The organism is Streptomyces sp. NPDC059906, assembly GCF_042730645.1.
GTDB classification, from domain to species: Bacteria; Actinomycetota; Actinomycetes; order Streptomycetales; family Streptomycetaceae; genus Streptomyces; species Streptomyces rubrogriseus.
Genome location: NZ_JBHWKU010000005.1, coordinates 343,851 through 367,240, shown reverse-complemented (window position 1 = coordinate 367,240; position 23,390 = coordinate 343,851). Strand labels below are relative to the sequence as shown.

Genomic DNA, 23,390 nt, shown 5'->3' with positions numbered 1-23,390 from the left:
GCGCATGCGTCAGACCTCACCACCGCCGCCACCGCCGCCGCCAGCGCCGCCAGCACCAGCAGTCCTACCACCGCCGGCCGCAGCGGCACCGGCACCGGCTCGGAGACGGCTTTCCCCGGCGACGCTCCGCAGCGCCGTCCGGCCGGAGCTCTGGAAGCGTGCGCCGCTGCTCACGGTGTCGGCGCTGCTGCTGGGCTTCGTGATGATGCTGCACGCGGAGATTCCGAACCGGTTCGGGTCCGTCGGCAGCCTGGTCGAGACCTTCCTGCCGTGGTTCGGCCTGTTCGTCCCCCTGCTGGCCGCCGGAGCGCTGTGGCGCCGCTCCCCCGCCGCGGTGACCGCGCTGGTGCTGCCGGTCACGGTGTGGCTGAGCCTCTTCGGCGGGCTGCTCGGCGACAAGTCCGGCTCGGGCGGCGACCTCACCATGGCCTCCCACAACGTCGGCGCCGAGAACCCGGACCCGACCGGCACCGCCCGCGACCTGGCCGCCTCCGGAGTGGACGTTCTGGCGCTGGAGGAGATCACCGCACAGGACCGGGACGTCTACGAGAAGGGGCTGGCCAAGGAGTACCCGTACCACACGGTGCAGGGCACGGTCGGGGTGTGGAGCAAGCTGCCGCTGTCGGGCACGCGGCCGGTCGACATCGCCACGGACTACGGGCCGCTGGCGGACACCAAACCGGCCGACGTCACGATGGCCGGCAACCGGGCGTTGCGCACCACGGTGGCCACGGACAAGGGCCCGCTGGTCGTGTACGTGGCCCACCTGGGCTCCGTACGGCTCAATCCCCGGGCGGGATTCTGGACGGACTCCCGCGACCGGAACGCGCGGGCGCTCGGCGAGGCCCTCGCCGCCGACCGCAGTGAGCGGGTGGCGCTGCTCGGCGACCTGAACGGCACCGTGGACGACCGCGCGTTGGCGGGCATCACCTCGCAGCTGCACTCGGTCCAGGACGCGGCCGGGGACGGGTTCGGCTTCAGCTGGCCGGCGAAGTTCCCGGTGGCGCGGATCGACCAGATCCTGGTGCGCGGCGTGGAGCCGACCGGTTCGTGGACGCTGCCCGCCACCGGCAGCGACCATCTGCCCGTGGCGGCCGGGGTCAGCTGGTGAGCCTGGTTGGCCCGGGCAGCTTGGTCGGCCTGGTTGTGAGCATCGTCTGACGGGCAGGGTGCGGGTCGGTGCGGTCCGTCCCGGCCCAGCCCGGAACATATCGTCGGCGTATCGAAAACCGCATACGCGTCGGCAACACCCCGCCGCCTTGACTGGGGGCATGGCCTACAGCGAACCAGTACGAACAGCGGCCCCGACGCGGCCGACCGTCCGGCCGATCAGTGCCGCCGAGCACCTGGCGTTCGTGCGGGCGCAGCGCTCGGTCAGCTTCCTGCAGACCCCGGCCTGGGGGCGCGTCAAGACCGAGTGGCACAGCGAGTCCCTGGGCTGGTTCGACGGCGGGCGGCTGGTCGGTGCCGGGCTCGTCCTGCACCGACCGGTGCCACGGCTCAAGCGCTTCACGCTGGCCTATCTGCCCGAGGGCCCGGTCATCGACTGGACCGGCGACATAGACGCGTGGCTCGATCCGCTCGCCGCGTATCTCAAGGCACGTGGTGCGTTCGCGATACGGCTCGGTCCGCCGGTGTGCACGGACGTGTGGAGCGCGGACGAGATCAAGGAGGGCATCGCCGATCCGGGCACGCGGCGCCTCACCGGACTGCCCACCCGGTGGACCGATCCGGTCGGTGCCCACGTGACCGATCGGCTCAGGGACGCCGGCTGGCTGCCGCAGAGCCCGGAGGACGGCTTCGGGGTCGGGCATCCGCAGTTCAAGTACGAGCTCCCACTGGCCGGAAGAACCGAGGACGACCTGCTCAAGGGCATGAACCAGCTCTGGCGGCGCAACATACGGAAGGCAGCCAAGGAGGGCGTCGAGGTCACACACGGAGACGCCACGCCCGGGTATGCCGCGGTCGGGGAGGCGGCGGTCGCGGACGACGTGAAGGCGTTCCACGACCTCTACGTCCACACCGCCGAGCGGGACCACTTCACGCCCCGGCCGCTGCGCTACTTCGCGACCATGTTCGCCGTGCTCGGTGCCGAGGACCCCGAGCGGATCAAGCTCTACCTGGCCCGCCACGGGGGCGACCTGGTCGCCGCCACCGTCATGGTCCGGGTCGGCACCCACGCCGTGTACGCCTACGGCGCCTCGTCCACCGGGAAGCGCGAGGTGCGCGGCTCCAACGCCTGCCAGTGGGCGATGATCCGCGACGCGCTCGCCGCCGACTGCGATGTCTACGACCTGCGCGGCATCACTCCGACCCTCGACGCGGACGACCCGCACGTCGGACTGATCCAGTTCAAGGTCGGCACCGGCGGTCGGGCCGTACGGTACGTGGGCGAGTGGGACCTGCCGCTGCGGCCGCTAGTGTACCGGACCTTCGACCTCTACATGAAGCGACGTGGCCAATGAGCCGTCCCCCAGGCGACATTACTGGTAGGTAATATATCGTCAGGATATCGAAAAGCGCATACGGGACGGCAACACCGAGGCGCCTTGAATGGAGGCATGACCTTCTCCTCGACCTCCTCGATCCCTCCCCCGTCACCGCTCCTGCCGGCAACGGGAATCACGGTTTACGGCTGCGGGCAGGACGAGGCCGTCCTGTTCCGTCGGACGGCGCCCCGTTTCGGCGTCGAGGCGACCCTCACGGATGCCGCCGTATCCGAAGTAAACATCGAGCTAACGGCCGGAAATCAATGCATCAGCATTGGCCACAAGACCCCGGTCACACTTGCCACTCTCCGTGCACTCCACCGAGCCGGCGTGAGGTACATATCCACCCGGAGCATCGGTTACAACCACATCGACGTGGAATACGCGGCCGGTGTGGGGATATCCGTCGAGAACGTCGTCTACTCTCCCGACAGCGTGGCCGACTACACCCTGATGCTCATGCTGATGGCGGTGCGCAACGCGAAATCCACCGTCCGACGCGCGGAGCTGCACGACTACCGGCTGAACGAGATACGCGGGAAGGAGCTGCGCGACCTGACCGTCGGGGTGATCGGGACGGGGCGTATCGGTGCGGGGGTCGTGGACAGGCTGCGGGGTTTCGGCTCCCGCGTACTGGCCCACGGAAATCGGCCCACCATCGCGGCAGATTACGTCCCCCTCGACGAGTTGCTGAGGTCGAGCGACATCGTGTCGCTTCATGTGCCGCTGACCCCGGACACGCATCACCTTCTCGATCAAAGACGTATCCGGCGGATGAAAAGGGGCGCGTTCGTCATCAATACCGGACGCGGCCCGCTCATCGACACCGAGGCACTGGTCCCGGCGTTGGAGAGCGGCAGATTGAGCGGTGCGGCGCTGGATGTCGTCGAGGGGGAGGAAGGGATTTTCTACGCCGACTGCAGAAACAGAACCATCGACAGCACGTGGCTCCCGCGGTTGCAGAAGATGCCGAACGTACTCATCAGCCCGCACACCGCCTATTACACCGACCACGCCCTGAGGGACACGGTCGAGAACTCCATCATCAACTGCCTTAATTTCGGAAGCAGGAAACAGCATGGCTGAGTCGGACAAGTTGGCCAGGTTGACGGTCGGCATCGTATTCGGGGGCTCTTCCGAAGAACACGCCGTTTCCGTCAAGTCGGCCCAGGAGGTCGCACGCAACCTCGACACCGAGAAGTACCAGCCCTTCTTCGTGGGGATCACGAAGGACGGCGCCTGGAGGCTCTGCGACGGTCCTGGCCCGGACTGGGAGAACGGCGACTGCCGTCCGGTCGTGCTGTCACCGGACCGGAGCGTGCACGGGCTGCTCGTCCTGGAGCAGGGGCGGTACCGGACGGTCCGCCTGGACGTCGTCCTTCCCGTCCTGCACGGCACCCTCGGTGAGGACGGTGCGACGCAGGGGCTGCTGGAGCTCTCCGGCATTCCGTACGTGGGCTGCGACGTCCAGAGCTCCGCCCTGTGCATGGACAAATCCCTCGCGTACGTCGTCGCCAGGAGTGCGGGGATCGCCACGCCGGATTTCTGGACCGTGACGGGGGACGAGACCATCGATCCCGGCAGCCTCGAGTACCCCGTCTTCGTGAAGCCGGCCCGTTCGGGGTCGTCCCTCGGCGTCAGCAAGGTGTCCCGGCCGGAAGATCTGGCGACCGCGGTGGAGTCTGCCCGGCGGTACGACACGAAGGTGCTGATCGAAGCGGCCGTCGTCGGCAGCGAGATCGGCTGCGCCATCCTGGGGAACGACCCCGACCTGATCGCGGGCGAGGTGGACCGCATCGCGCTCTCCCACGGATTCTTCCGGATCCACCAGGAGGAGGAGCCCGAGAGCGGCTCGGAGAACTCGACGCCCGTCGTTCCCGCCGACATCCCGGCGAAGCAGCGGTCCCTCGTCCAGGAGACCGCGAAGGCCGTGTACCGCGCCCTGGGATGCCGGGGACTGTCCCGGGTGGACATGTTCCTCAAGGAGGACGGGGACGTCGTCCTCAACGAGGTCAACACCCTGCCCGGCATGACCTCGTACAGCCGTTATCCGAGGATGATGGCGGCCGCGGGTCTGCCGCTGTCCGAGGTGATCGACCGGACGCTGTCCCTGGCTTTGACGGGGAAGCTCCGATGACCGGGGACTTCGCCTTCGTGGACGAGCTGGTGTCCGGTATCCGGTGGGACGCCAAGTACGCCACCTGGGACAACTTCACCGGCAAACCCGTGGACGGATACCTGGCGAACCGGATCGTCGGCACCAAGGCCCTGTGCGCGGCTCTGGGAAGGGCACAGGAGCGGGCCGAAGGCCTCGGCTTCGGGCTGCTCCTCTGGGACGGCTACCGCCCGCAGCGCGCCGTGGACTGCTTCCTCCGCTGGTCGCAACAGCCGGAGGACGGCCGGACGAAGGCCCGGCACTATCCGAACATCGGCAGGGCCGAGATGTTCGACAGGGGGTACGTGGCCGCCAGGTCGGGCCACAGCCGGGGTGGCACCGTCGACTTGACGCTGTACCACCTGACCACCGGTGAACTCGCGGGTATGGGCGGCGACCACGACCTCATGGACGCGATATCGCATCACGACGCCCGAGAGGTCTCTCGGGTCGAGGCGGCGAACCGCCGGCATCTGCGCTCGATCATGGCCGCCTGCGGTTTCGCCTCGTACGACTGCGAGTGGTGGCACTACACGCTGAAGGAGGAACCGCACCCGGACACCTACTTCGACTTTCCCATCGCGTAGGCGTGCAGCCGAGCAGCCGGACCGAGCGAGCGGGGCCACGCTCACGCCACCAGGAAGGTGCGGCCGGGCGCCGCGTACTCCACCGGGCCCTCGTAGCACGCCGCCGCCCGGTCGAGAGCGGCCGACGGCTCCAGGAACGGGCCGAGGTGGGTGACGACCAGGCGGTGCGCACCGGCGGTGGCGGCGGTCGCACCCGCCTCCTCCGGGGTGTGGTGCACCGCCTCGGTGCCGGCCGGCGGTGCCTGCGCGGAGTCCGCCTCGCACAGCAGCACCGTGCAGTCGTCGGCCGGCTCGGTGAGCGCCTCGCACGGGGCGCTGTCCCCGGAGTAGGCGAGACGGGCACCGTCCTCGGTCTCGACGCGGACCCCGAAGGCGGGCATCCCGTGCGACACGGCGCGGCTGGTGAGTGTGAGGCCGCCGATGCGGGCGCGGTGTCGGTCGTGGAGTTCGACGACCCGGAAGGCGTCCTCGACGGGGCTTCGCCGCGGGCCGTTGGTGAGGAAGCGGGCGAGCCGGTCGGCGATGCCGGGCGGTGCCAGCAGGGGAACGGAGGCGGTGAGTTCGACCTCCGCGTACAGCAGGCCGTAGTACGCGGTCAGCAGGTCGGCGCAGTGGTCCGCGTGGAGGTGGGAGATCCAGATGCCGTCCAGCTGGTCCAGGCGTATGTGCTCGCGCAGCGCGCCGAGCGTCCCGCTTCCGGCGTCCATCCACAGTCGGGCGCCCCCGCCCTCGCCCCCACTCCCGCCTCCGCCTCCGCCTCCGCCTTCGACGAGGTATCCCGAGCAAGGATTCCCTGCTCGGGGGGACGGGCTCGCGCTGCCGAGGATCGTGAAGCGGAGATCGTCCGTCATGGTCGCGGAGTCTACGGGCGCTGCCGTCCCGTGCGGTGGGTGAGCAGGAGGGCCGTCACCGTCAGGGCCTGGATGCCGAGGATCATGGCCTGCACCTCGGGCTCCTCCACGGCGAGCAGGATCATCGTCGCGTTGACCGCGAAGTGCACCGCGATCGAGGCGACGATGCCGGCACGCTCGTAAGCGGCCGTGACCAGCATGGCCATCGGGATGTTGCTGACGACGAACAGGACACCGCTCGGGGTGGCGAGGCCCAGGTCGTGCTGGACGGTGCCGTCGATGAAGAAGAGGGGGAGGTGCCACACGGCCCAGGTGACGCCCAGGACCAGGCAGACCTGGAGGGTGCCCAGCTTCTCGCGCAGCCGCGGGTAGGCGGTACCCCGCCAGCCCGGCTCCTCGGACAGCGGGCCGCTGACCAGCATGCCGACGAGGAACGCGGCGGGCCCGCCGAAGTCCTCGACGGCGTCCTTGGCCACGTCCAGGCTCAGTTCGGGGCCGCCCGCACGGCTCGCCAGCAGGGCGGCGGCCAGTACGGTCGCCGAGCCCAGCACCAGCAGCAGTACGGCCATGAGCAGGAGTGCCGCCCGGAAGGGGACCACGTGCTCCGGGACGGGTTCGCCGCGTCGGCGGCGGCGCACGCGGATGACGAGGGCGCCTATCAGGGGACCGAAGGCTCCGAGCATGTAGGGGGCGTTGGCGGCTTCGTTCGTCTCCGTGCCGCCCAGCGCGATCGCCGTACCCCAGGAGAGCCAGCTCACGGCGAAGGCGATGACCATGAAGAGGGTCAGGTCGGCGCGGTAGTTGCGGCCGGGGGCCGGTGCGGCGGTGTGGACGGATGCGCCGAGTGAGGTGCCGTGCGACGCCGTGCGTGAAGTGAGCATGCCAAACCTTCGGTTGTCCGTGGTGATGGAGATGGTGGTGATGGAGATCGTGGTGACGGATGTCGTGGGTGCTGTGTGTCGTGCGCGCCCGATGTTGTTTCGTTGCGGTCAGGAGCGGGTCGTACGCCGCTCCTCCGCGGGGGCGCCCGAGGGCTCGGACAGGCGGGTCTGGAGCCAGGTCGCGACGAGGGCGAGCAGCTCGGGGTCGACCGGCTCGCGCAGGAGGCGACGGTAGGAACGGAGCGTGGGCCGGCCCGTGTCCCGGCGCAGTACGTGGGTCAGGTCGGGGACGCGGTGGATCTCGGTGTCGCCGCCGGGCACCAGGCGCCGGATCTCGTCCAGGTCGGCGGGAGGAACCTGGACGTCCTTGTCGCCGGTGACGGCGAGCACGGGGACCGTGGCCGGGACGGCGGCCAGGTCGTCACGGGTGTCGTGGACGAGCATCTCGCGCATCCAGCGGGCGTTGAACCGGAGACCGGCGATGCGCGCCACGTCGGTGCGGGTGCGCTTGACGCGGGCCAGGACGCGCTCGCCCAGAGCGCCCAGCGGGCGGCGCAGGAGGCGGACCGGGGCGGACATGCCCCCGAAGACCGACGCCGCCTGCCAGCGGAAGGCCGCCTCACCCTCGCGGGCGAACCCGGCCAGCAGTACCGCCGCCGCCACCTCCTGCCGGGCGGCGAGGGTCATCGCGTGGAGGGCGCCTTCGCTGTGGCCGACGACGCCGACGGCGTCGGGGCGTATGTCCGGGTGCGCGGCCAAGGCACGCAGGGCGGCGCTCGCGTCGCGGCGGTTGTCGGTGAAGCCGCTCTCCTCCCAGACGCCGGGCGTGGCCCCCGCGCCGCGCCGGTCGTAGCGCAGCGTGGCGACGCCCGCCGCGGCCAGGGCGTCGGCCAACGGGCGCCCGAGGTTCAGCGGCAGCCTGGGCGTGTTGCCCTCGCGGTCCAGGGGGCCGGAACCGTGCAGCAGGAGGACGGCGGGGTGCGGTCCTGGGCCGGCGGGAAGGCTCAGGGTGCCGGCCAGCGAGGTCCCGTCGTCGGCGGTGACCGTCAGGTCGGTTTCGGGCAAGGCTCCGCCTCTCTCGATCGCTCTCAACTACGAGAACGTTATCAGATGTGAGAACATGAGTCTCATGGCTACCTCGAATCTCCTCCTCCACCCGGTCCGCATGCGCATCCTCCAAACCCTGGTCGCAGCCGGTGAACTGACCACGGCTCAGCTGCGCGAACGCCTCCCCGACGTCTCGCCCGCGTCCATGTACCGGCACATGGCCACGCTCACCGAGGCCGGTGTCCTGGAGGTGAGCCAGGAGAGGCGCGTGCGCGGCACCGTCGAGCGCAGCTACCGGGTCCGCCAGGACGAGGCCCTCGTGGACGAGGACGCCCGCGCCGCCATGACCAAGGACGACCACCGGCAGGCCTTCACCGTCTTCACCGGTGCCCTCATGGCCGACTTCGACCGCTACCTCTCCCGCGACGACACCGAGCCCGTCCGCGAAGGCGTCCTCTACCGGCAGGGCGCGGTCTGGCTGACGGGCGAGGAGTTCACCGAACTCGTCGCGGAGTTGGAGGCCGTGGTCGCCCGTCGCACCGGGCGCAGACCGGACGACGGCCGCGTCCGCCACCTCATCAGTCTCGTCGTCATGCCGGACAAGGAGGGCGGTACGGCGTAAGGGAGGCGTATGGGAGTGGCACGGGACGGCCGCGCCCGGCCGGACAGGATCTAGGGTGTCGCGGGTTGCCGGAAGGACTGGCCTGGGGATACAGGGAGGCGGCCGTGGGTGCTGCGCGTACGAGCAGGACGCCGTTGCCGGGGACGGGCGTGCGCTACGACCTGGTCACCCGTGAGCGGCGCCGGTTGTCGGTGGTGGCGGAGCAGGGCGGGGCGCGGACGCTGAGCGCGTACCGCAGAAACGATCCGGACGACGCCGCGCTCTCGCTGCGGCTGGACGCGGAGGAGGCGGCCGCGGTCGTCGACGCGCTCAGGCCCGCCCAGCACAGTCCGGGCCTGCTGTCGACGGCCGAGCTGGGGCTGGTCGCGGAGCGGATCGGACTGTCGGCGGCGTCGCACTGGAACGGGCGCCTGCTGGGCGACACCCGTACCCGCACCGAGACCGGCGTGTCCGTCGTCGCGGTGCTGCGGCGGGCCGAGGCGCTCCCGTCCCCGGGGCCGGACTTCCGGCTGGCCGACGGCGACACACTGATCGTGATCGGTACGCGGGAGGGCGTCGACGCGGCCGCGGAGATCCTCGGGCGGGAGTGAGCCCGGCCCTCGCTTCGGTGCGCGGGGCCACCGCCCCGACCCTCACACGTTGGCGTGCGTCGACTCCGCGGGAGTGGTCGCGGTGGCCGGCGCGGCCTTGCGGGGGCCGCGGGTGAGGCGGCGGGCGAGGGGCTCGGTGAAACGGGCCGTGAGCGGGCCGAGTACGACGAGGATGAGGACGTACGCCGTCGCCAGCGGGCCGATGCGGGGCTCGACACCCACCGCGAGCCCGGCGATGACGATCGAGAACTCGCCGCGGGCCACCAGCGTGCCGCCCGCCCGCCAGCGGCCCGCGCCGCGCAGGCCGGCGCGGTGGGCGGCGTACCAGCCGGTGGCGACCTTGGTGAGGGCGGTGACGGCGGCGAGGAGCAGGGCCGGGAGCAGGACCGGCGGGATGTCGGCCGGGTCGGTGGACAGGCCGAAGAAGACGAAGAAGACGGCGGCGAACAGGTCGCGCAGCGGGGTGAGGAGGCTGCTGGCGCCCTCGGCGACCTCGCCGGACAGCGCGATGCCGACGAGGAACGCGCCGACCGCCGCGGAGACCTGCAGTTCCTGGGCGAGGCCCGCCACGACGAGGGTCAGGCCGAGGACCACCAGCAGGAGCGTTTCCGCGCTGTCGGAGGAGACCGCGCGGCTGATCAGCCGCCCGTGGCGCAGCGCGAGGTAGAGGACGGCGCCGACGGTGCCCAGGGAGATCAGCAGGGTGACGGCGCCGCCGGCCAGGCTGACGCCGGCGAGCAGGGCTGTGAGGATCGGCAGGTAGACGGCCATGGCGAGGTCCTCGATGACGAGGACGCCGAGGACGACGGGGGTCTCGCGGTTGCCCAGCCGGCCCAGGTCGCCGAGGACCTTGGCGATCACGCCGGAGGACGAGATCCAGGTGACGCCCGCGAGTGCGACGGCGGCCACCGGGCCCCAGCCCAGGACCAGTGCCGCCACGGCGCCGGGTACGGCGTTCAGGACGAAGTCGACCGCGCCGGAGGGGTATTGGGTCTTGAGGTTGGTGACCAGTTCGGAGGCGCTGTACTCGAGGCCGAGCAGGAGCAGGAGCAGGATGACGCCGATTTCCGCGCCCGTGGCGGTGAACTCCTCGCTGGCCTGCATGGGCAGGATGCCGCCGTGGCCGAAGGCGAGGCCGGCCAGGAGGTAGAGGGGGATGGGCGAGAAGCCCACGCGGCCGGCGATGCGGCCGAGGAGGCCCAGGGCGAGGATGATCGCTCCGAGTTCGATGAGCACGGCGGTGGTGTTGTGCACGGGCGTCTGTCCTCCGGGGGGGTCGGTGGCGGCGGGCGTGCGGGGCCGCGGGCGGGGCGTGGTCGGGTGCGGGTGCGGTGCGGGTGCGGTGCGTGGTCGGTGCGGGCCGGGTGGGTGCGCTGCCCGGCGTTGCGGGGTGCCGCTGCGCCCACCCGTGCCGCCCCAGCGGCACGACTGCCCGCAGCGGCGGCGGCGTTACGGCACTCGCAGCGGCGGCGGCGTTGCGGCTGTCCGCGGCGGCGGCGTTGCGGCTGCTCGCAGCTACGGAGCGGGCGGCTGCCCTCGGTCGGCTGAGGGGTTGCCGGCCTCGGTTGCGGCGTGTGGGTGCGTCAGGATTCGGGGACGCTGTCTCGGGCCGTGTTGTCGATGCGCGTGGGGTTCACGGGGTCGGCGGGGCTGACGGGCGGGGCGGCTCGGTGCGTCTGGTGCATCCGGCTTGCCCCCGTCTCCTCGAACTGCCGTACCGTCTGGGTGAACTGAGCGCCCGTCCGCTCGACGGAGCATCACGGCTCGGTAAAGAAGTTTACCGCATCACTTATTACGCATTGTGATGCTTTTCGGGGTGCATGGGGAGCAATGGCTCCGACTCCGGAGTGCCGTGCTCGCCCAGCCAGCGGGCCAGTTTGCCGCGGCGGCCGACGGCGCGCAGTCGGCGTTCCGCCGCCTCCCGGACCTGGGGTGTGGTGATGAGGAGCAGTTCGTCACCGGCGCGCAGCACGGTGTCGCGGTCGGGGACGAGACTGGCGCCGTCGCGGACGACCAGGGTGACGGCGGTCGGGTGCGGCAGCCGCAGTTCGAAGACGGTGACGCCGTGCAGCCGCGAACCCGGCGGGACGGACACGGTGAGCAGGTCGGCGTCCAGGAGGTCGAGCGGCGCCGTCTCGACCTGGATCTCGCGCAGCGCGTCCGGACGGGTCACCCCCGTCCACCGGGCCACGGCGGGCAGTGTGGGCCCCTGGAGCAGGGTGAACAGGACGACGAGCACGAACACGATGTTCAGGGCGTCGCGCGCACCGGTCACCCCGGCCACGACCGGGAAGGTCGTGAGCACGATGGGGACCGCGCCGCGCAGACCGGCCCAGGAGATGAAGACCTGCTCGCGCCAGGGCACGCGGAACGGCAGCAGGCAGAGCAGTACCGACACCGGCCGGGCGAGCAGCAGCAGGACCAGGCCCACGACCAGGGCCGGGAGGATCGCGGAGGGCAGTTCGCTCGGGTCGACGAGCAGGCCGAGCATGACGAACAGCCCGATCTGGGCCAGCCAGCCGACGCCCTCGGAGAAGGAGCGGGTGGCCGCGCGGTGGGGCAGTTTGGCGTTGCCGAGGACGAGCCCGGAGAGGTAGGCGGCGATGATGCCGCTGGCGCCCAGCGCTCCGGCGGCGGCGAAGGCGATGACGCCGAAACCGACGGTGGCCAGCGGGTACAGGCCGGTCGCGGGCAGAGCGATGTGCCGCAGCGCGGCGACGCCGAGGCGGCCGATCACCACGCCCAGGACGCCGCCGGCCACGAGCTGGAAGAGGAGGTTGCCCACGACGGGGAGCGGGCCCGGCAGCTCGGCGGTGGTGGAGAAGAGCAGGACCAGGATGATGGTGGGCGCGTCGTTGAAGCCGGACTCGGCCTCCACGAGCACGCTCACCTTGCGCGGCAGCGGCAGGGCGCGCAGTACGGCGAAGACGGCGGCGGCGTCGGTGGAGGAGACGATCGCGCCGATCAGCAGGGCAAGCCGCCAGTCGATCCCCAGCAGCCAGTGCGCGCCCGCGGCGGTCACCACCACGGAGATCACCACGCCCACCGTGGCGAGCACTCCGGCCGGAGCGAGCAGGCTCCGGACGTCGCTCCACCGGGTGGTCAGCCCGCCCTCGACCAGGATGAGCGCGAGGGCGGCGGCACCCAGTGCCTGGGCCAGCTGGGCGTCGTCGAAGCGCAGGCCGAGCCCGTCCTCGCCCGCGACGAGCCCGACGCACAGGAACAGCAGCAGGCTGGGCAGGCCGATGCGGTGGGCGGCCCGGGCCGCGGCGATGCTGGCCAGCAGGACCGTGCCGCCGATCAGCAGCATCACGTACAGCTCGGACAGGGTCATCGGACGCGCTCCGGGCCGTACGCGCCCGCGTGCGCAGCCCCGCATGCACCGGCGTGCGCAGCCCCGTACGCGACCGTGCCCGCCACCCCGTACGCGACCGTGCCGACCACCCCGCACGCGCGCGTGTCCGCCGCCCCGTGCCCGCCGACGTCAGGACCCGGACGGCGGGCACCGGGTGCCGCGCTCGCGCCGGTGCGGGTCGAAGAGTTCACCGGCGACACCGGCGAAGACCAGCCCGGCGGCGATGAGCAGCCCGTGGGCCAGGAACATGCCGGCGGCCAGCGCGCCCAGGGCGGCGGCGAGCAGCAGCCAGGCCCGGTGGTACCGGTACTCGCGCGGGCGGCAGGGACGGCCGTCGGCGAAGGCCCGGGCGAACTGGGGGTCCTCGCGGTGCAGGCGGGACTCGATCTCGTCGAGCCGGCGGTCTTCGGGTACGGGCATGGGGTCCTCCTCCCGACGCGGGGCCCTGGACGGGCGACGCGGTCAGCGGGGCGGGCCATGTGCTCTCCTTGCGGGGTGGGGCATCACGATCACACCAGGATGTGGCGGCCGGGTAAGGGGAGTGGCTTCCAGACTCGCCCGCACGGGCCCGTCCGGGCCATCCGGGGCGGCACCCAAATACGGCGGCGTGCGACCTGTAGGTGTACGTGTAGACATACGTGATCAGGCTGTCCCGCGCGCCCGCGGGGGCCGACCGGGAAGGAACAGCTCGTGATCATTTTTGGCACCAAGGGGTACCTCTACCAGCTCGCGATACTGACCCTGGTGTGCGGCCGGTGCGGCAATCCCGCCGCGCACACGCTCAGGAAGCGCGTCACGAAGTTCACCCTGTTCTTCGTGCCGCTGTTCCCCTTCTCGACGAAGTACGCGACCCAGTGCACCTTCTGCGGCGCCGAGCAGCAGGTGACCAAGGAGCAGGCGGAGCAGCTCCAGGCGCAGGAGGCCGGTGGTCAGGCGTACGGACCGTCCGGTCAGCAGCCGTACCAGCGGCCCTAGGGAGAGGCCGGCGAAGGTTAGCCGCTGCCCCCTGCCTTCCGCGTTGCCGGTTTCCGGCAGCGTTGACTACCCTCACGTTGCCGGACACCGCGCACCGGGCGTGAACGGCAGGGGAGGCGCGGGGTGACGGACCTGCAGACGGAGCAGCGGGACACGTACCTGGCCGGGTACGCCGAGATCCTGGCGGGCGTCGCCGACACGGGGCGCCGGCTGACCCGCGACGAGCTGGAGGAGCGCAGGCTCTTCGGAGAGCAGGCCGCGGAGGCCGGGCACAGCCTGCGCAGTCTCGTCCGGCTGCACCTGGACGCCACCCGCACCTCCTGGCCCGGCCGCGGTGCGACGGTCTCCGGCGCCGACGCCACGGGCACCGTGCTCGCCGCCGTCGCCCAGGCCGTGGACGCCTTCGCGGAGGGCTACGAACGCGCGCAGCGGCTCGCCGTACGCCAGGAGGAGGCCGCGCGGCGGGAGTTCATCGACGACCTGCTCTACGGGCGCAGCGACCTCGGCCGCCTCGCCGAACGGGCCGAGCGCTTCGGGCTCGTCCTCTCCCACGCCCACGCCGTCGCGGTGGCCCAGGGGCCCGAGGCGTACGACGACACCGCCCCGGTCACGCGGGTCGTGGAGAGCGCGCTCATCTCCCGCTTCGGCGACCGGCGCGTCCTGATCACCACCAAGAACGGGCAGTTGATCTGCATCGCGCCCGGCGACCAGGACGAGGTCCTCACCTTCTTCGCCAAGCAGGCCTACGCCGCCACGGACGGCAACCGGGTGGCCGTCGGGCGGCCGCAGAACGGCGCGGGCGGCGTCGTGCACAGCTACGAGGAGGCGCTCAGCACCCTCGAACTCGCCGACCGGCTGGGCCTGGAGGAGCCCGTGGTGCGTGCCGCGGACATGCTGGTCTACCCGGTCCTCGCCCGGGACCGCCAGGCGATGGCCGACCTGGTGCTGAGCGTGCTGGGTCCGCTGCGCGAGGCCCGCGGCGGTGCCGAGCCGCTGCTGCGGACCCTGGAGGTGTACTTCGACGCCGGCTGCACCGCGGCCGAGGCCGCCCGGCGTCTCACGCTCAGCGTGCGGGCGCTCACCTACCGGCTGGACCGCGTCCACCAGCTGACCGGGGCGAACGCCTCCGACCCGGTGCACCGCTACACGCTGCAGACCGCGGTCATCGGAGCCCGGCTGCTGGGGTGGCCCGCCCAGGAGATCTAGACTCGCGGGCCGTCCCGGCAACCGGTCGACGCGGGGGCGTCAGTCCGTGATCTCCACCTTGCCGTTCTCGGTGGTGGCCCGGCCCGCCTCGCCCTTGGCCGTGACGCCGTCCTTGGCCGTGATGCCCATCTTTCCCGTGACGCCCTCCTTTCCCGTGACGCCCTTCAGCAGGGACGCCAGGTCGACGCCCGTGGTCGAGCCCAGCAGTTCCATGCCCTGCGCCACGTTGTCGGCGACCGTGCGGGTGAGCCGGCTCGCGCCGTCCGTCGAGATGACCGTCATCTTGTCCACGGCCGCCAGCGGCTCGGACGCCTTCGCCACCACCTGCGGCAGCACCTCGACCAGCATCTGCAGCACCGCGGCGTCGCCGTACCGGTCGAAAGCGTCGGCCTTCTTCTCCATCGCCTCGGCCTCGGCCGCGCCCCTGGCACCGATCGCGGCGGCCTCGGCGTCGCCCTCCAGCCGTACGGCGTCCGCCAGGGCGCTGCGCCGCTGCTTCTCGCCCTCACCGGTGAGGCGGGCCCGCTCGGCCTCCGCCTGGGCCGCGGCGATCCCGGCGGCGCGCTCGGCCTCGGCCTGCTTCACCCGCGCCACCCGGCGGGCCTCCGCCTCCTGCTCGGCGGCGTACCGCTGGGCGTCGGCGGGCTTGCGCACCTCGGTGTCCAGCTGGCGGTCCTTCAGCGCGGCCTGCCGCTCGGCGACCTTCTCCTGCTCGGCGAGGATGTCCTGCTGCCGGGCCGCCTCCGCGAGGGGACCCGAGGCGTTGGCGCGGGCCTCGGCCTGGTCGGTCTCGGCCTTGATCTCGGCCTGCTTCAGGTAGAGGGTCCGCTGTGCGACCGCGATCTCCTCCTCCGCCTTCAGCCGCGCCTGCTCGGCCGCCCGCCGGGCGACCGCCTCCGCGATGTCGGCCTCCTGCTTCGCGCGTGCCGCTTCGGGACGGCCGAGGTCCTCCAGGTAGGAGCCCTCGGTGGTGATGTCCTGGATCTGGAAGGCGTCGAGCACCAGGCCCTGCCCGGACAGGCTCGCCTCCGCCTCCTCGGCGACCTGGCCGGCGAAGGCGGCCCGGTCCCGGATGACGTCCTCCACGGACATCCGGCCGACGATCGCGCGCAGCGCGCCGGACAGCACCTCCTGGGTGAAGCCGACGATGCCGTCCTGCTGCATCAGGAACCGCTGCGCGGCGGCGCGGATCGCGTCCTCCGTGCCGCCGACCTTGACGATCGCGACACCTTCGAGATTGGCCTTCACCCCGCGCAGCGTCACCGCGCCGCGCACGGCGACCGGGATGTGCCGGGAGGAGAGGTCGAGCGTGAACCGCTGCTGCACGAACGGTACGACGAACACGCCGCCGCCCACCACGACCTTCTGGCCGCTGTTGTCGGTGAACACGCGGCCCGTCTCCGGATCGGTGGACCTCTTGCCGCGCCGCCCGGTGACGATGAACGCCTCGCTCGGACCGGCCACCTTGTAGCGGCTGACCACCACCAGGGCGAGCAGCACCAGGAGTACGACGACTCCCAGCACCGCGATGACGACAGGACTCATGACAACGCCCCCGAATCACACAGAGAGAACGGACAGAACACGGACAGAAGAGAGACAGAGCAGGCAGAGACGGCAGAGACGGCAGAGACGGCAGAGGAGACACAGAAGGCGGAGAACTCAGCGGTCCACCGGGCGTACCACCACCGACGTCCCCGTCGGCACCGCCTCGACCCACACCTCGGCGCCCCGCGCCAGCGGCACCGTGCTGCGCGCCGCGCACTTCAGCGGCTGCCCGGCGAGCCGGAGCAGGACCTCGCCGTAGCCGTCCGCCGGGATGGCGGTCACGACCTTGCCGGACGTGCCGAGGAGGTCGTCGGTACGAGGCGTGACGGCGGTCTGGTCGCGCATCAGGGCGCGGCCGAAGCGGTACGTCAGCCAGCCGGCCCCCACTCCGGCGACCGCGCCGGCCCCGGCGGCGCCCGCGGGACCGGTCCAGCCGGCGCCGAGGGCGATGGCGCCACCGAAGCCGGTCATCGCCACGAACCCGGCGACGACCGGCAGCGACAGCCACCCGTCCAGGACGCCGTCCAGCACTCCGTCGAAGACGCCTTCCAGCAGTCCGTCGAAGACCAGCGACAGGGCGAGCAGCACGACCCCCGTGATACCCAGCCCGAGAAACCAGGCCATGCGTGCCGTCCCCCTCCCGCCCGTCGCTGAGCTTCGGTGAGATGAATCGTCACACGCGGCGCGACAGCACGTCATTGCCGGTCTCCGGCAATCTTTACGCGTCTTTAATGCCGCCCTCGATCTCTTCGGGCACTCCTGGAACCGCGCCCGTCGCCTGTACTGTCCTTCCTCAAATGGGGACTCATACGGGGAGCGTTCCGAGCCAGGTTCCGCAGGGCGACGGGTACGCGCACATGGTGGTGTGCGGCGACGACGGACTGGCCCACCGGCTGGCCGCGGAACTGCGCGGCGTCTACCGCGAACAGGTCACACTCGTCGTCCCGCCCGCCGGGCACCGGGTGCGCCAGCCGGTCGGGCGGGCCCGCGCGGCCTCGGCGGCGCTGCTGGACATGGTCAACGCGGCGGTCAACCGGACGGGCAACGGCGATCCGGGCGGCGCCGACCGCGAACTCGACGCCACCGAGCCGACCGAGGACGTACTCGCGGACGCCGGTGTCGAGAGGGCCACCGCGCTGGCCCTCGTGTACGACGACGACGAGACCAACATCCGTGCCGCCCTGACCGCCCGTCGGCTCAACCCCCGGCTGCGGCTGGTCCTGCGTCTGTACAACCGGCGCCTGGGCCAGCACATCGAGGAACTCCTCGACCAGAGCGTGACCTTGGCGACGGGCGACGGCCCCGGGGCAGGGACCGGGGCCGGGACCGGAGCCGGGTCCACGACCGTCCTGTCCGACGCCGACACCGCCGCGCCCGCGCTGGCGGCCACCGCCCTCGTCGGCACCAGCAAGGTCGTCGAGACGGACGGTCTGCTGCTGCGCGCGGTCGAACGCAATCCGCCCCGCCCCGGCGAGGTGGCCGACCCGGGGCTGTGCACCCTGGCACTGCTGTCCGCGACGAGCAACGACCCGGCCGGTGCGGACGGTTCGGAGGACAGCGGCGAGCACGGGCCGCAACTGCTGCCCGACGCGGCGGCGGTGGAGGCGGCCACCGGACGCGGGACCGTGGCCCTGGAGCAGGTGTCGTACTCCGGGCCGCCGCTGCCCGCCGGGCGGGCCGGTGTGCCCGCCTTCGGCGAACTGTTCTCACGGCGGCTGCGGTGGTCGCTGGCCGGCCTGGCGGCCTGCGTGGTCGCCCTCGCCGTGGCCCTGATGCTGGTCACCGGCGACCATCCCCTGCACGCGACGTACGTGACACTGCTCGACCTGTTCTCCATCAACGAACCCGCGCACAACAAGGACACCGGCCGTCAGATTCTCCAGCTCCTCTCCGGGTTCGTCGGGCTGCTGCTGCTGCCCGTCCTGCTGGCCGCCGTGCTGGAAGCCCTCGGAACCTTCCGCAGCGCGTCGACACTGCGGAAGCCGCCGCGCGGGCTCGGCGGGCATGTCGTCCTGCTGGGTCTCGGCAAGATCGGCACCCGCGTCCTGACCCGGCTGCGGGAGATGGACATCCCCGTGGTGTGCGTCGAGGCCGACCCCGAGGCGCGCGGCATGGCGACCGCGCGGCGGCTGCGGGTGCCGGTGGTGCTCGGGGACGTCACCCAGGAGGGCGTCCTGGAGGCCGCCAAGATCCACCGGGCGCACTCGCTGCTCGCCCTGACCAGCGTGGACACGACCAACCTGGAGGCGGTGCTGTACGCGCGGTCCGTACGGTCGCGGCTGCGGGTGGTGCTGCGCCTGTACGACGACGACTTCGCGACCGCCGTGTACCGCACCCTGCGGGCCGCCCACCCCGGCGCGCTCACCCGCAGCCGGAGCGTGACGCACCTGGCGGCGCCGTCCTTCGCCGGGGCGATGATGGGCCGCCAGATCCTCGGGGCGATCCCCGTCGAGCGGCGGGTGCTGCTGTTCGCGGCGGTGGAGGTGGCGGGGCATCCCCAGCTGGAGGGGAAGACGGTCGGGGAGGCGTTCCGGGCGGGGGCGTGGCGGGTGCTGGCGCTCGAGGTCTCCGACGGGGAGGTCTCCGACGGTCGGCGGGGGGAGGGCGGTGCCGCGGAGGGGGTGCGGGGGGCGCGGTTGGTGTGGGAGCTGCCCAACACGTATGTCCTGCGGGGCTCGGATCGGGTGGTGCTGGCGGCGACGCGGAGAGGGCTGGCGGAGTTGCTGGGGCGGCGGGCCCGGCGGGGGGCTGACGTGTAGGGGCGCCGCCCCTACGACCCCGCCAGGGGGCTCCGCCCCCTGGACCCCCGGCCTATGCCCACCCACCACCCGACTCGGTCGGCCAAGAAGCCAGCCCGAAGACACACTCGGTCGGCCGAGAAGCCGCCCCGGGAAGGCGCTACGGCTTCGGGAGGTTTCTGCTTGCGAAGTCCAGTTCCAGGCGTACCTGTTTGATGCGTTCGTCGACGACCAGGGAGCCGTGGCCCGCGTCGTAGCGGTAGACCTCGTGGACGGCGCCCCTGGCCTCCAGGCGCTCGACGTAGTTCTCGACCTGGCGGATCGGGCAGCGCGGGTCGTTGACGCCCGCCGAGATGTACACCGGGGCCTTGACCTCGTCGACGTAGGTCAGCGGGGAGGAGGCCTCGAAGCGCTCGGGGACCTCCTCGGGGGTGCCGCCCAGCAGGGTGCGGTCGAGTGCCTTGAGACCCTCCATCTCGTCGTGGTACGCCGTGACGTAGTCGGCGACCGGCACGGCCGCGATGCCCAGCGTCCACGCCTCGGGCTGGGTGCCGATGCCGAGGAGGGTGAGGTAGCCGCCCCAGGAGCCGCCGGTGAGGATCAGGCGCTCGGGGTCCGCGAGGCCCGAGGCGACCGCCCATTCCCGCACCGCCGCGATGTCCTCCAGCTCGATGAGGCCCACCCGGTGCTTGAGGGCGTCGGTCCACGCGCGGCCGTAACCGGTGGAGCCCCGGTAGTTGACCCGGACCACCGCGTACCCGTGGTCGACCCAGGCGGCCGGGCCCGCGGCGAAGGAGTCGCTGTCGTGCCAGGTCGGGCCGCCGTGGATGTCGAAGACCGTCGGGAACGGACCGGCCGCCCCGGCGGGCTTCTGGACCAGGGCGTGGATGCGGCCTCCCGGCCCCTCCACCCACACGTCCTCCACCGGGACCGAGCGGGGCGACTTCAGGCCGGGCGGGTCCAGGACGACGCGGCCGGTGGTGGAGCGGACGGCCGACGGCTCGGCGGCCGAGGACCACAGGTACTCCACGCTGCCGTCGGGGCGGGCAGTGGCCCCCGAGACGGTGCCGGCGGGGGTGTCGATCTCCGTCAGGCCGCGCTCGGCGAAGTCGTAGCGGAACAGCTCGCTGCGGGCCTCGAAGCCGTGCACGATCAGCAGGCCGGAGCCGTCCGGATACCACTCGGCGCTGACGTCACCGGGCAGCTCCAGGGCGAGGTCGGTCTGCTCGCCCGTCGCCACGTCCCACACCAGGGGCTCCCAGCGGCCCCGGCGCTGGTGGCCGATGAGCAGCCGGGTGTCGCCGTCGACCGGCGCGAAGCCCAGCACCTCAAGGCCCAGCTCCTCCGCGCCGCCCCTGGTGTCGTCCAGCTCGGCGACCGTGCTGCCGTCGGGGCGCAGGACGCGCAGCGCCGAGTGCATGGCGTCGCCGTGCTCGGTGTGCTCGATCGCGATCAGGGAGCCGTCGTGGGAGAGGTCGCCGACGCCCGCGGACTCGCGGTGCCGGTAGATCTCCGCCGGTGCGCCGCCGTCCCCGCGCGCGAGGTGGATCGTCGTACCGTCCTCGTCGGTGGAGCGGCCGATCACCGCCGTGCGGCCGTCCCGGCCGAGGGCGAGGCCCGCCGGGTAGGAGGGGTCGAGGCCCGGCACGGCCTCCTCGTCCGCGCCGCCCGCGAAGGGCTGGCGGCGCCAGACGCCGAACTCGTCGCCGTCCTTGTCGTCGAACCACCAGATCCAGTCGCCGTCCGGCGCGAGCACGCCGTCCGTCGTGCCGTTGGGCCGGTCCGTGACCTGGCGCTGCTCCCCGCTCGACCGGTCCCAGGCGTACAGCTCGTACGTCCCCGTCGCGTTCGAGACGAACAGGGAGCGGTCCGGGGCGTCCTCGGCCCAGTCGGGCAGCGACACCCTCGGCGCCCGGAACCGCTTCTCCCAGTCGGGCACCTGCTCGCCCTGCGTCTGCCGCAACCCGTTGCTCTCAGTCATGGCCCCATACTGCCCCGACCCGGCGACAACGCGCAGAAGAGATCCCCAGCCTGTGGACAACCTCCTCCCTCCGTCACGTTTTCCACAACCCCGCAGCCGGGTGGTCCGGGCGCGCACCGTACCGTGGAGGGCGTGTACCGGTTTCTGCTGACGCCCCGATGGTGGGGGATCAACGTCTTCGTCGTCCTGTCCATCCCCTTCTGCATCTTCATGGGTTCCTGGCAGCTCGGCCGTTTCGAGGACCGGGTGCAGGACCACGAGACCGCCTCCACGCAGCAGGAGTCGGCCGCCCGGGACGCGGCGCGCCCGCTGACCGAGCTGCTGCCCGTGGACAAGGCGACGGTCGGCAGGCAGGCCACCGTGACCGGCCGGTACGACGATCAGCTGCTGGTCCCAGAGCGGAAGCTGGACGACCGGGAGGGCTTCTACGTCCTCACGCTCCTGCGCACCGACAGCGGCGAGGCCCTGCCGGTCGTGCGGGGCTGGCTCCCCGGTGAACCCGACCCGGCCAAGGCCCCGGCCCCGCCCACCGGCGAGGTCACCGTCACCGGGGCGCTCCAGGCCGCCGAGTCCCCCGGCGCGGGCGGCGTCAGCGGGCGCTCCGGGTGGCCCGACGGGCAGACCGGCGCGATCAGCGCGGCGACGCTGCTGAACCTCGTGCCCTACGACGTGTACGACGCCTGGGTCACGCTGAACGAGGGCGACTCGGGGATGCGGGCCGTGCCCGTGAGCGCGCCGCAGAACACGGGCCTCGACCTGAAGGCCTTCCAGAACCTCGGCTACACCGCCGAGTGGTTCGCCTTCGTCGGCTTCGTGATCTTCATGTGGTTCCGGCTGCTGCGCCGCGAGGTCGAACTCGCCCGGGACGCCGAGCTGGGCCTGGTCGCGGAGGACGGGGAGGCCACGGAGGACACGGAGGCCACGGAGGCCACGGAGGACGAGGACGCCGGAAAGGCCAGGGCGGGGTTCGTCTCCTGACCCGCGGGACCTGACCTGCGGGCTACGCCCCCGAGCCCGAGTCCGCCAGCAGGCCGGTCCAGTAGACGGTCCCCGCACACGCGTTGGACACCGTGGCCGTCGCCGATCCGGAACCGCCCTCCGGCGTGTACGTCACCGACACGCTGCCCTCGGCCGGGCCGTCCTCGGTGATCAGCTGGGTCGTGGGCCCGGCCTCGCCGCCGCCCGCGGAGGTGCCGCCCGCGGCGGTCGTGTCCGCGGTGGGCGAGGGATCTGGCGAGGGCCCGCCGCTGCCGCCTCCCGGGGTGCCGCCGGTGGTGGGACAGGTCTCCGAGGGCACCCAGGCGAACTGCACCTCGTACGCGGCGCCCGGTGCCAGGGCCAGCGAGGCGGTCTCCAGCGACGGGTCGGGCAGTCCGGCCGCGGCGTCCCCGGCGGCGTGCCGTGCGGTGCCGATCCTGGTGGCCTCCGCGGCGCCCAGCGAAGCGGTGACCACGGTGCCGGGGCCGGTGACGGTACAGCCGCCCGGGGAGACGTTGGTGACGCGGAAGGAGCCGTAGACCACGCCCGTGGAGTCGGGCTCGGCGCTGCTCGCGACGGCCGGGCCGAGCGACCCCGGCGCGCAGGCGGGGACGTCGGCGGGGCTGCTGGCGCTGGGGACGCCCGAGGGGGGCGCGCCCGTCGCGGCGCCGGGCTCCTTGCCGCCGGGCGTCTCCTTGGGGTCGGCCTTGTCCGGGTCCTCGGGCGTGTCCCCGGAGCCGGCGACGCCGCTCTGGCCGCCGGCCGGGTCCTTGCCCTGGGAGGCGCCGCCCTGGGCCTGTGAGGCGTTGCCCGCGACGGACGGGTCGGCGCCCGCGCCGGTGGCGTTGGAGACGTGTACGAGGGCCGGGACCGCCGTACCGAGGAAGAGGGCGGCGGCCGCCGCGCCGACGAGGGCCTGGCGCTTGCGGGCCCGCCGGGCGGGCACCGCGCGCCGCAGGTGCTCCAGGGTGCCGTCGCTCGGCTCCATCTCCCGGACCGCTCGTTGCATCATCGCGCGCAGGGCGGCCTCGTCGGCGGCCGGCCCGTCGGCCCCTGGAGCGTCGGGGCCCTGCGCGGCGGGGCCGTGGTTCACAGTTCCGTTCCCAGCGTGCGTGTCGTGCGTGTGCTTCTGCTGTTCCCGCCCGGCCGGTCCGGCGGGCGCGTCATGCCCGTCCCGGGCGTCCGGTCCTGCGTCATGCCCGTCACGAGCATCCGCCCCCGGGTCGTGCCCGTCACGGGCATCCGCCCCCAGGTCACGCCCGTCACGAGCACCCGACCCCGAGTCACGCCCCTCACGAGCACCCGACCCCAGGTCACGCCCCTCACGAGCACCCGACCCCGAGTCACGCCCCTCACGAGCACCCGACCCCAGGTCACGCCCATCACG

The 23,390-nt window shown here is 72.5% G+C and carries 21 protein-coding genes; 11 read left to right on the top strand and 10 right to left on the bottom strand.

Going from position 1 to position 23,390, the window contains the following annotated elements:
* Positions 1-4: 4 nt before the first annotated feature.
* From vanJ to vanX, 5 genes are all read left to right on the top strand, one after another.
* Positions 5-1,111 (top strand): teicoplanin resistance protein VanJ, encoded by a 1,107-nt coding sequence (gene vanJ / locus ACFV9J_RS11465; RefSeq protein ID WP_385352874.1) that lies wholly within the window; start codon positions 5-7, stop codon positions 1,109-1,111.
* 160 nt (positions 1,112-1,271) lie between these two features.
* A complete protein-coding gene (locus ACFV9J_RS11460; RefSeq protein WP_385352872.1) occupies positions 1,272-2,465 on the top strand; it encodes a lipid II:glycine glycyltransferase FemX in 1,194 nt (397 codons plus the stop codon).
* A gap of 96 nt (positions 2,466-2,561) precedes the next feature.
* Positions 2,562-3,575 carry a D-lactate dehydrogenase VanH-Sc gene (gene vanH-Sc, locus ACFV9J_RS11455; protein WP_385352870.1) on the top strand — a complete coding sequence of 338 codons (1,014 nt, stop codon included), beginning with the start codon at positions 2,562-2,564 and terminating at the stop codon, positions 3,573-3,575.
* Positions 3,576-3,585: 10 nt separating this feature from the next.
* Positions 3,586-4,626: a D-alanine--(R)-lactate ligase VanA-Sc gene (gene vanA-Sc, locus ACFV9J_RS11450; RefSeq protein WP_385352922.1), complete on the top strand. Its 1,041-nt coding sequence runs from the start codon at positions 3,586-3,588 to the stop codon at positions 4,624-4,626.
* The gene (gene vanX, locus ACFV9J_RS11445) at positions 4,623-5,231 is read left to right on the top strand and encodes a D-Ala-D-Ala dipeptidase VanX (RefSeq protein WP_385352868.1); all 609 of its coding nucleotides are present in this window, start codon (positions 4,623-4,625) and stop codon (positions 5,229-5,231) included. Before vanA-Sc ends, vanX begins: the two co-directional genes overlap by 4 nt.
* A 41-nt stretch (positions 5,232-5,272) precedes the next feature.
* On the opposite strand, the gene ACFV9J_RS11440 is transcribed toward vanX, so the two are convergent.
* The 3 genes from ACFV9J_RS11440 to ACFV9J_RS11430 form a co-directional block, all read right to left on the bottom strand.
* Complete coding sequence (locus tag ACFV9J_RS11440; protein WP_385352866.1) at positions 5,273-6,082, bottom strand: MBL fold metallo-hydrolase; 810 nt, start codon at positions 6,080-6,082, stop codon at positions 5,273-5,275.
* A gap of 11 nt (positions 6,083-6,093) precedes the next feature.
* Complete coding sequence (locus ACFV9J_RS11435; RefSeq protein ID WP_385352864.1) at positions 6,094-6,963, bottom strand: CPBP family intramembrane glutamic endopeptidase; 870 nt, start codon at positions 6,961-6,963, stop codon at positions 6,094-6,096.
* Between the two features lie 108 nt (positions 6,964-7,071).
* Positions 7,072-8,028: an alpha/beta hydrolase gene (locus tag ACFV9J_RS11430; protein WP_385352862.1), complete on the bottom strand. Its 957-nt coding sequence runs from the start codon at positions 8,026-8,028 to the stop codon at positions 7,072-7,074.
* Positions 8,029-8,092: 64 nt separating this feature from the next.
* Between ACFV9J_RS11430 and ACFV9J_RS11425 the strand changes: the two genes are divergently transcribed.
* Both ACFV9J_RS11425 and ACFV9J_RS11420 read left to right on the top strand, forming a co-directional pair.
* Entirely contained in the window at positions 8,093-8,632 is a 540-nt protein-coding gene (locus ACFV9J_RS11425; protein ID WP_385352860.1) for a helix-turn-helix domain-containing protein, read from the top strand.
* A gap of 104 nt (positions 8,633-8,736) precedes the next feature.
* Positions 8,737-9,222, top strand: a complete 486-nt coding sequence (locus ACFV9J_RS11420; protein WP_385352858.1) for a cation:proton antiporter regulatory subunit — start codon at positions 8,737-8,739, stop codon at positions 9,220-9,222.
* Between the two features lie 42 nt (positions 9,223-9,264).
* On the opposite strand, the gene ACFV9J_RS11415 is transcribed toward ACFV9J_RS11420, so the two are convergent.
* From ACFV9J_RS11415 to ACFV9J_RS11405, 3 genes are all read right to left on the bottom strand, one after another.
* Positions 9,265-10,476: a cation:proton antiporter gene (locus ACFV9J_RS11415; RefSeq protein ID WP_385352856.1), complete on the bottom strand. Its 1,212-nt coding sequence runs from the start codon at positions 10,474-10,476 to the stop codon at positions 9,265-9,267.
* A gap of 538 nt (positions 10,477-11,014) precedes the next feature.
* Positions 11,015-12,556 (bottom strand): potassium/proton antiporter, encoded by a 1,542-nt coding sequence (locus ACFV9J_RS11410; protein WP_385352854.1) that lies wholly within the window; start codon positions 12,554-12,556, stop codon positions 11,015-11,017.
* A gap of 150 nt (positions 12,557-12,706) precedes the next feature.
* Complete coding sequence (locus ACFV9J_RS11405; protein WP_385352852.1) at positions 12,707-12,997, bottom strand: DUF3040 domain-containing protein; 291 nt, start codon at positions 12,995-12,997, stop codon at positions 12,707-12,709.
* 270 nt (positions 12,998-13,267) lie between these two features.
* Between ACFV9J_RS11405 and ACFV9J_RS11400 the strand changes: the two genes are divergently transcribed.
* Both ACFV9J_RS11400 and ACFV9J_RS11395 read left to right on the top strand, forming a co-directional pair.
* A complete protein-coding gene (locus tag ACFV9J_RS11400; RefSeq protein ID WP_356868534.1) occupies positions 13,268-13,552 on the top strand; it encodes a zinc-ribbon domain-containing protein in 285 nt (94 codons plus the stop codon).
* A gap of 123 nt (positions 13,553-13,675) precedes the next feature.
* Positions 13,676-14,758, top strand: a complete 1,083-nt coding sequence (locus tag ACFV9J_RS11395; protein WP_385352850.1) for a PucR family transcriptional regulator — start codon at positions 13,676-13,678, stop codon at positions 14,756-14,758.
* 39 nt (positions 14,759-14,797) lie between these two features.
* Here the strand turns inward: ACFV9J_RS11395 and ACFV9J_RS11390 are convergent, their stop codons facing one another.
* Positions 14,798-16,303 carry a flotillin family protein gene (locus ACFV9J_RS11390; protein WP_385352848.1) on the bottom strand — a complete coding sequence of 502 codons (1,506 nt, stop codon included), beginning with the start codon at positions 16,301-16,303 and terminating at the stop codon, positions 14,798-14,800.
* Between the two features lie 117 nt (positions 16,304-16,420).
* Positions 16,421-16,930: a hypothetical protein gene (locus tag ACFV9J_RS11385; RefSeq protein ID WP_385352846.1), complete on the bottom strand. Its 510-nt coding sequence runs from the start codon at positions 16,928-16,930 to the stop codon at positions 16,421-16,423.
* 233 nt (positions 16,931-17,163) lie between these two features.
* On the opposite strand from ACFV9J_RS11385, the gene ACFV9J_RS11380 reads away from it, so the two are divergent.
* Positions 17,164-19,065 carry an NAD-binding protein gene (locus tag ACFV9J_RS11380; RefSeq protein WP_385352920.1) on the top strand — a complete coding sequence of 634 codons (1,902 nt, stop codon included), beginning with the start codon at positions 17,164-17,166 and terminating at the stop codon, positions 19,063-19,065.
* A gap of 139 nt (positions 19,066-19,204) precedes the next feature.
* Here ACFV9J_RS11380 and ACFV9J_RS11375 read toward each other — a convergent pair whose 3' ends face one another.
* Positions 19,205-21,025, bottom strand: coding sequence for a prolyl oligopeptidase family serine peptidase (locus ACFV9J_RS11375; RefSeq protein ID WP_385352844.1), 1,821 nt, complete (start codon positions 21,023-21,025; stop codon positions 19,205-19,207).
* A gap of 132 nt (positions 21,026-21,157) precedes the next feature.
* Here ACFV9J_RS11375 and ACFV9J_RS11370 point away from each other — a divergent pair, with 132 nt between their 5' ends.
* Positions 21,158-22,003 (top strand): SURF1 family protein, encoded by an 846-nt coding sequence (locus tag ACFV9J_RS11370; protein WP_385352842.1) that lies wholly within the window; start codon positions 21,158-21,160, stop codon positions 22,001-22,003.
* 22 nt (positions 22,004-22,025) lie between these two features.
* On the opposite strand, the gene ACFV9J_RS11365 is transcribed toward ACFV9J_RS11370, so the two are convergent.
* A complete protein-coding gene (locus tag ACFV9J_RS11365; protein ID WP_385352840.1) occupies positions 22,026-23,096 on the bottom strand; it encodes a hypothetical protein in 1,071 nt (356 codons plus the stop codon).
* Positions 23,097-23,390: the final 294 nt, after the last annotated feature.

What these genes read in the sequence shown, in the direction of transcription:
- ACFV9J_RS11460 (WP_385352872.1), top strand. Translation starts at nt 1,272, where the DNA reads ATGGCCTACAGCGAACCAGTACGAACAGCGGCCCCGACGCGGCCGACC.
- ACFV9J_RS11425 (WP_385352860.1), top strand. Translation starts at nt 8,093, where the DNA reads ATGGCTACCTCGAATCTCCTCCTCCACCCGGTCCGCATGCGCATCCTC.
- ACFV9J_RS11390 (WP_385352848.1), bottom strand. Translation starts at nt 16,303, where the DNA reads ATGAGTCCTGTCGTCATCGCGGTGCTGGGAGTCGTCGTACTCCTGGTG.
- ACFV9J_RS11385 (WP_385352846.1), bottom strand. Translation starts at nt 16,930, where the DNA reads ATGGCCTGGTTTCTCGGGCTGGGTATCACGGGGGTCGTGCTGCTCGCC.
- vanH-Sc (WP_385352870.1), top strand. Translation starts at nt 2,562, where the DNA reads ATGACCTTCTCCTCGACCTCCTCGATCCCTCCCCCGTCACCGCTCCTG.
- ACFV9J_RS11380 (WP_385352920.1), top strand. Translation starts at nt 17,164, where the DNA reads ATGGTGGTGTGCGGCGACGACGGACTGGCCCACCGGCTGGCCGCGGAA.
- vanX (WP_385352868.1), top strand. Translation starts at nt 4,623, where the DNA reads ATGACCGGGGACTTCGCCTTCGTGGACGAGCTGGTGTCCGGTATCCGG.
- vanJ (WP_385352874.1), top strand. Translation starts at nt 5, where the DNA reads ATGCGTCAGACCTCACCACCGCCGCCACCGCCGCCGCCAGCGCCGCCA.
- ACFV9J_RS11410 (WP_385352854.1), bottom strand. Translation starts at nt 12,556, where the DNA reads ATGACCCTGTCCGAGCTGTACGTGATGCTGCTGATCGGCGGCACGGTC.
- ACFV9J_RS11440 (WP_385352866.1), bottom strand. Translation starts at nt 6,082, where the DNA reads ATGACGGACGATCTCCGCTTCACGATCCTCGGCAGCGCGAGCCCGTCC.
- ACFV9J_RS11435 (WP_385352864.1), bottom strand. Translation starts at nt 6,963, where the DNA reads ATGCTCACTTCACGCACGGCGTCGCACGGCACCTCACTCGGCGCATCC.
- ACFV9J_RS11375 (WP_385352844.1), bottom strand. Translation starts at nt 21,025, where the DNA reads ATGACTGAGAGCAACGGGTTGCGGCAGACGCAGGGCGAGCAGGTGCCC.
- ACFV9J_RS11405 (WP_385352852.1), bottom strand. Translation starts at nt 12,997, where the DNA reads ATGCCCGTACCCGAAGACCGCCGGCTCGACGAGATCGAGTCCCGCCTG.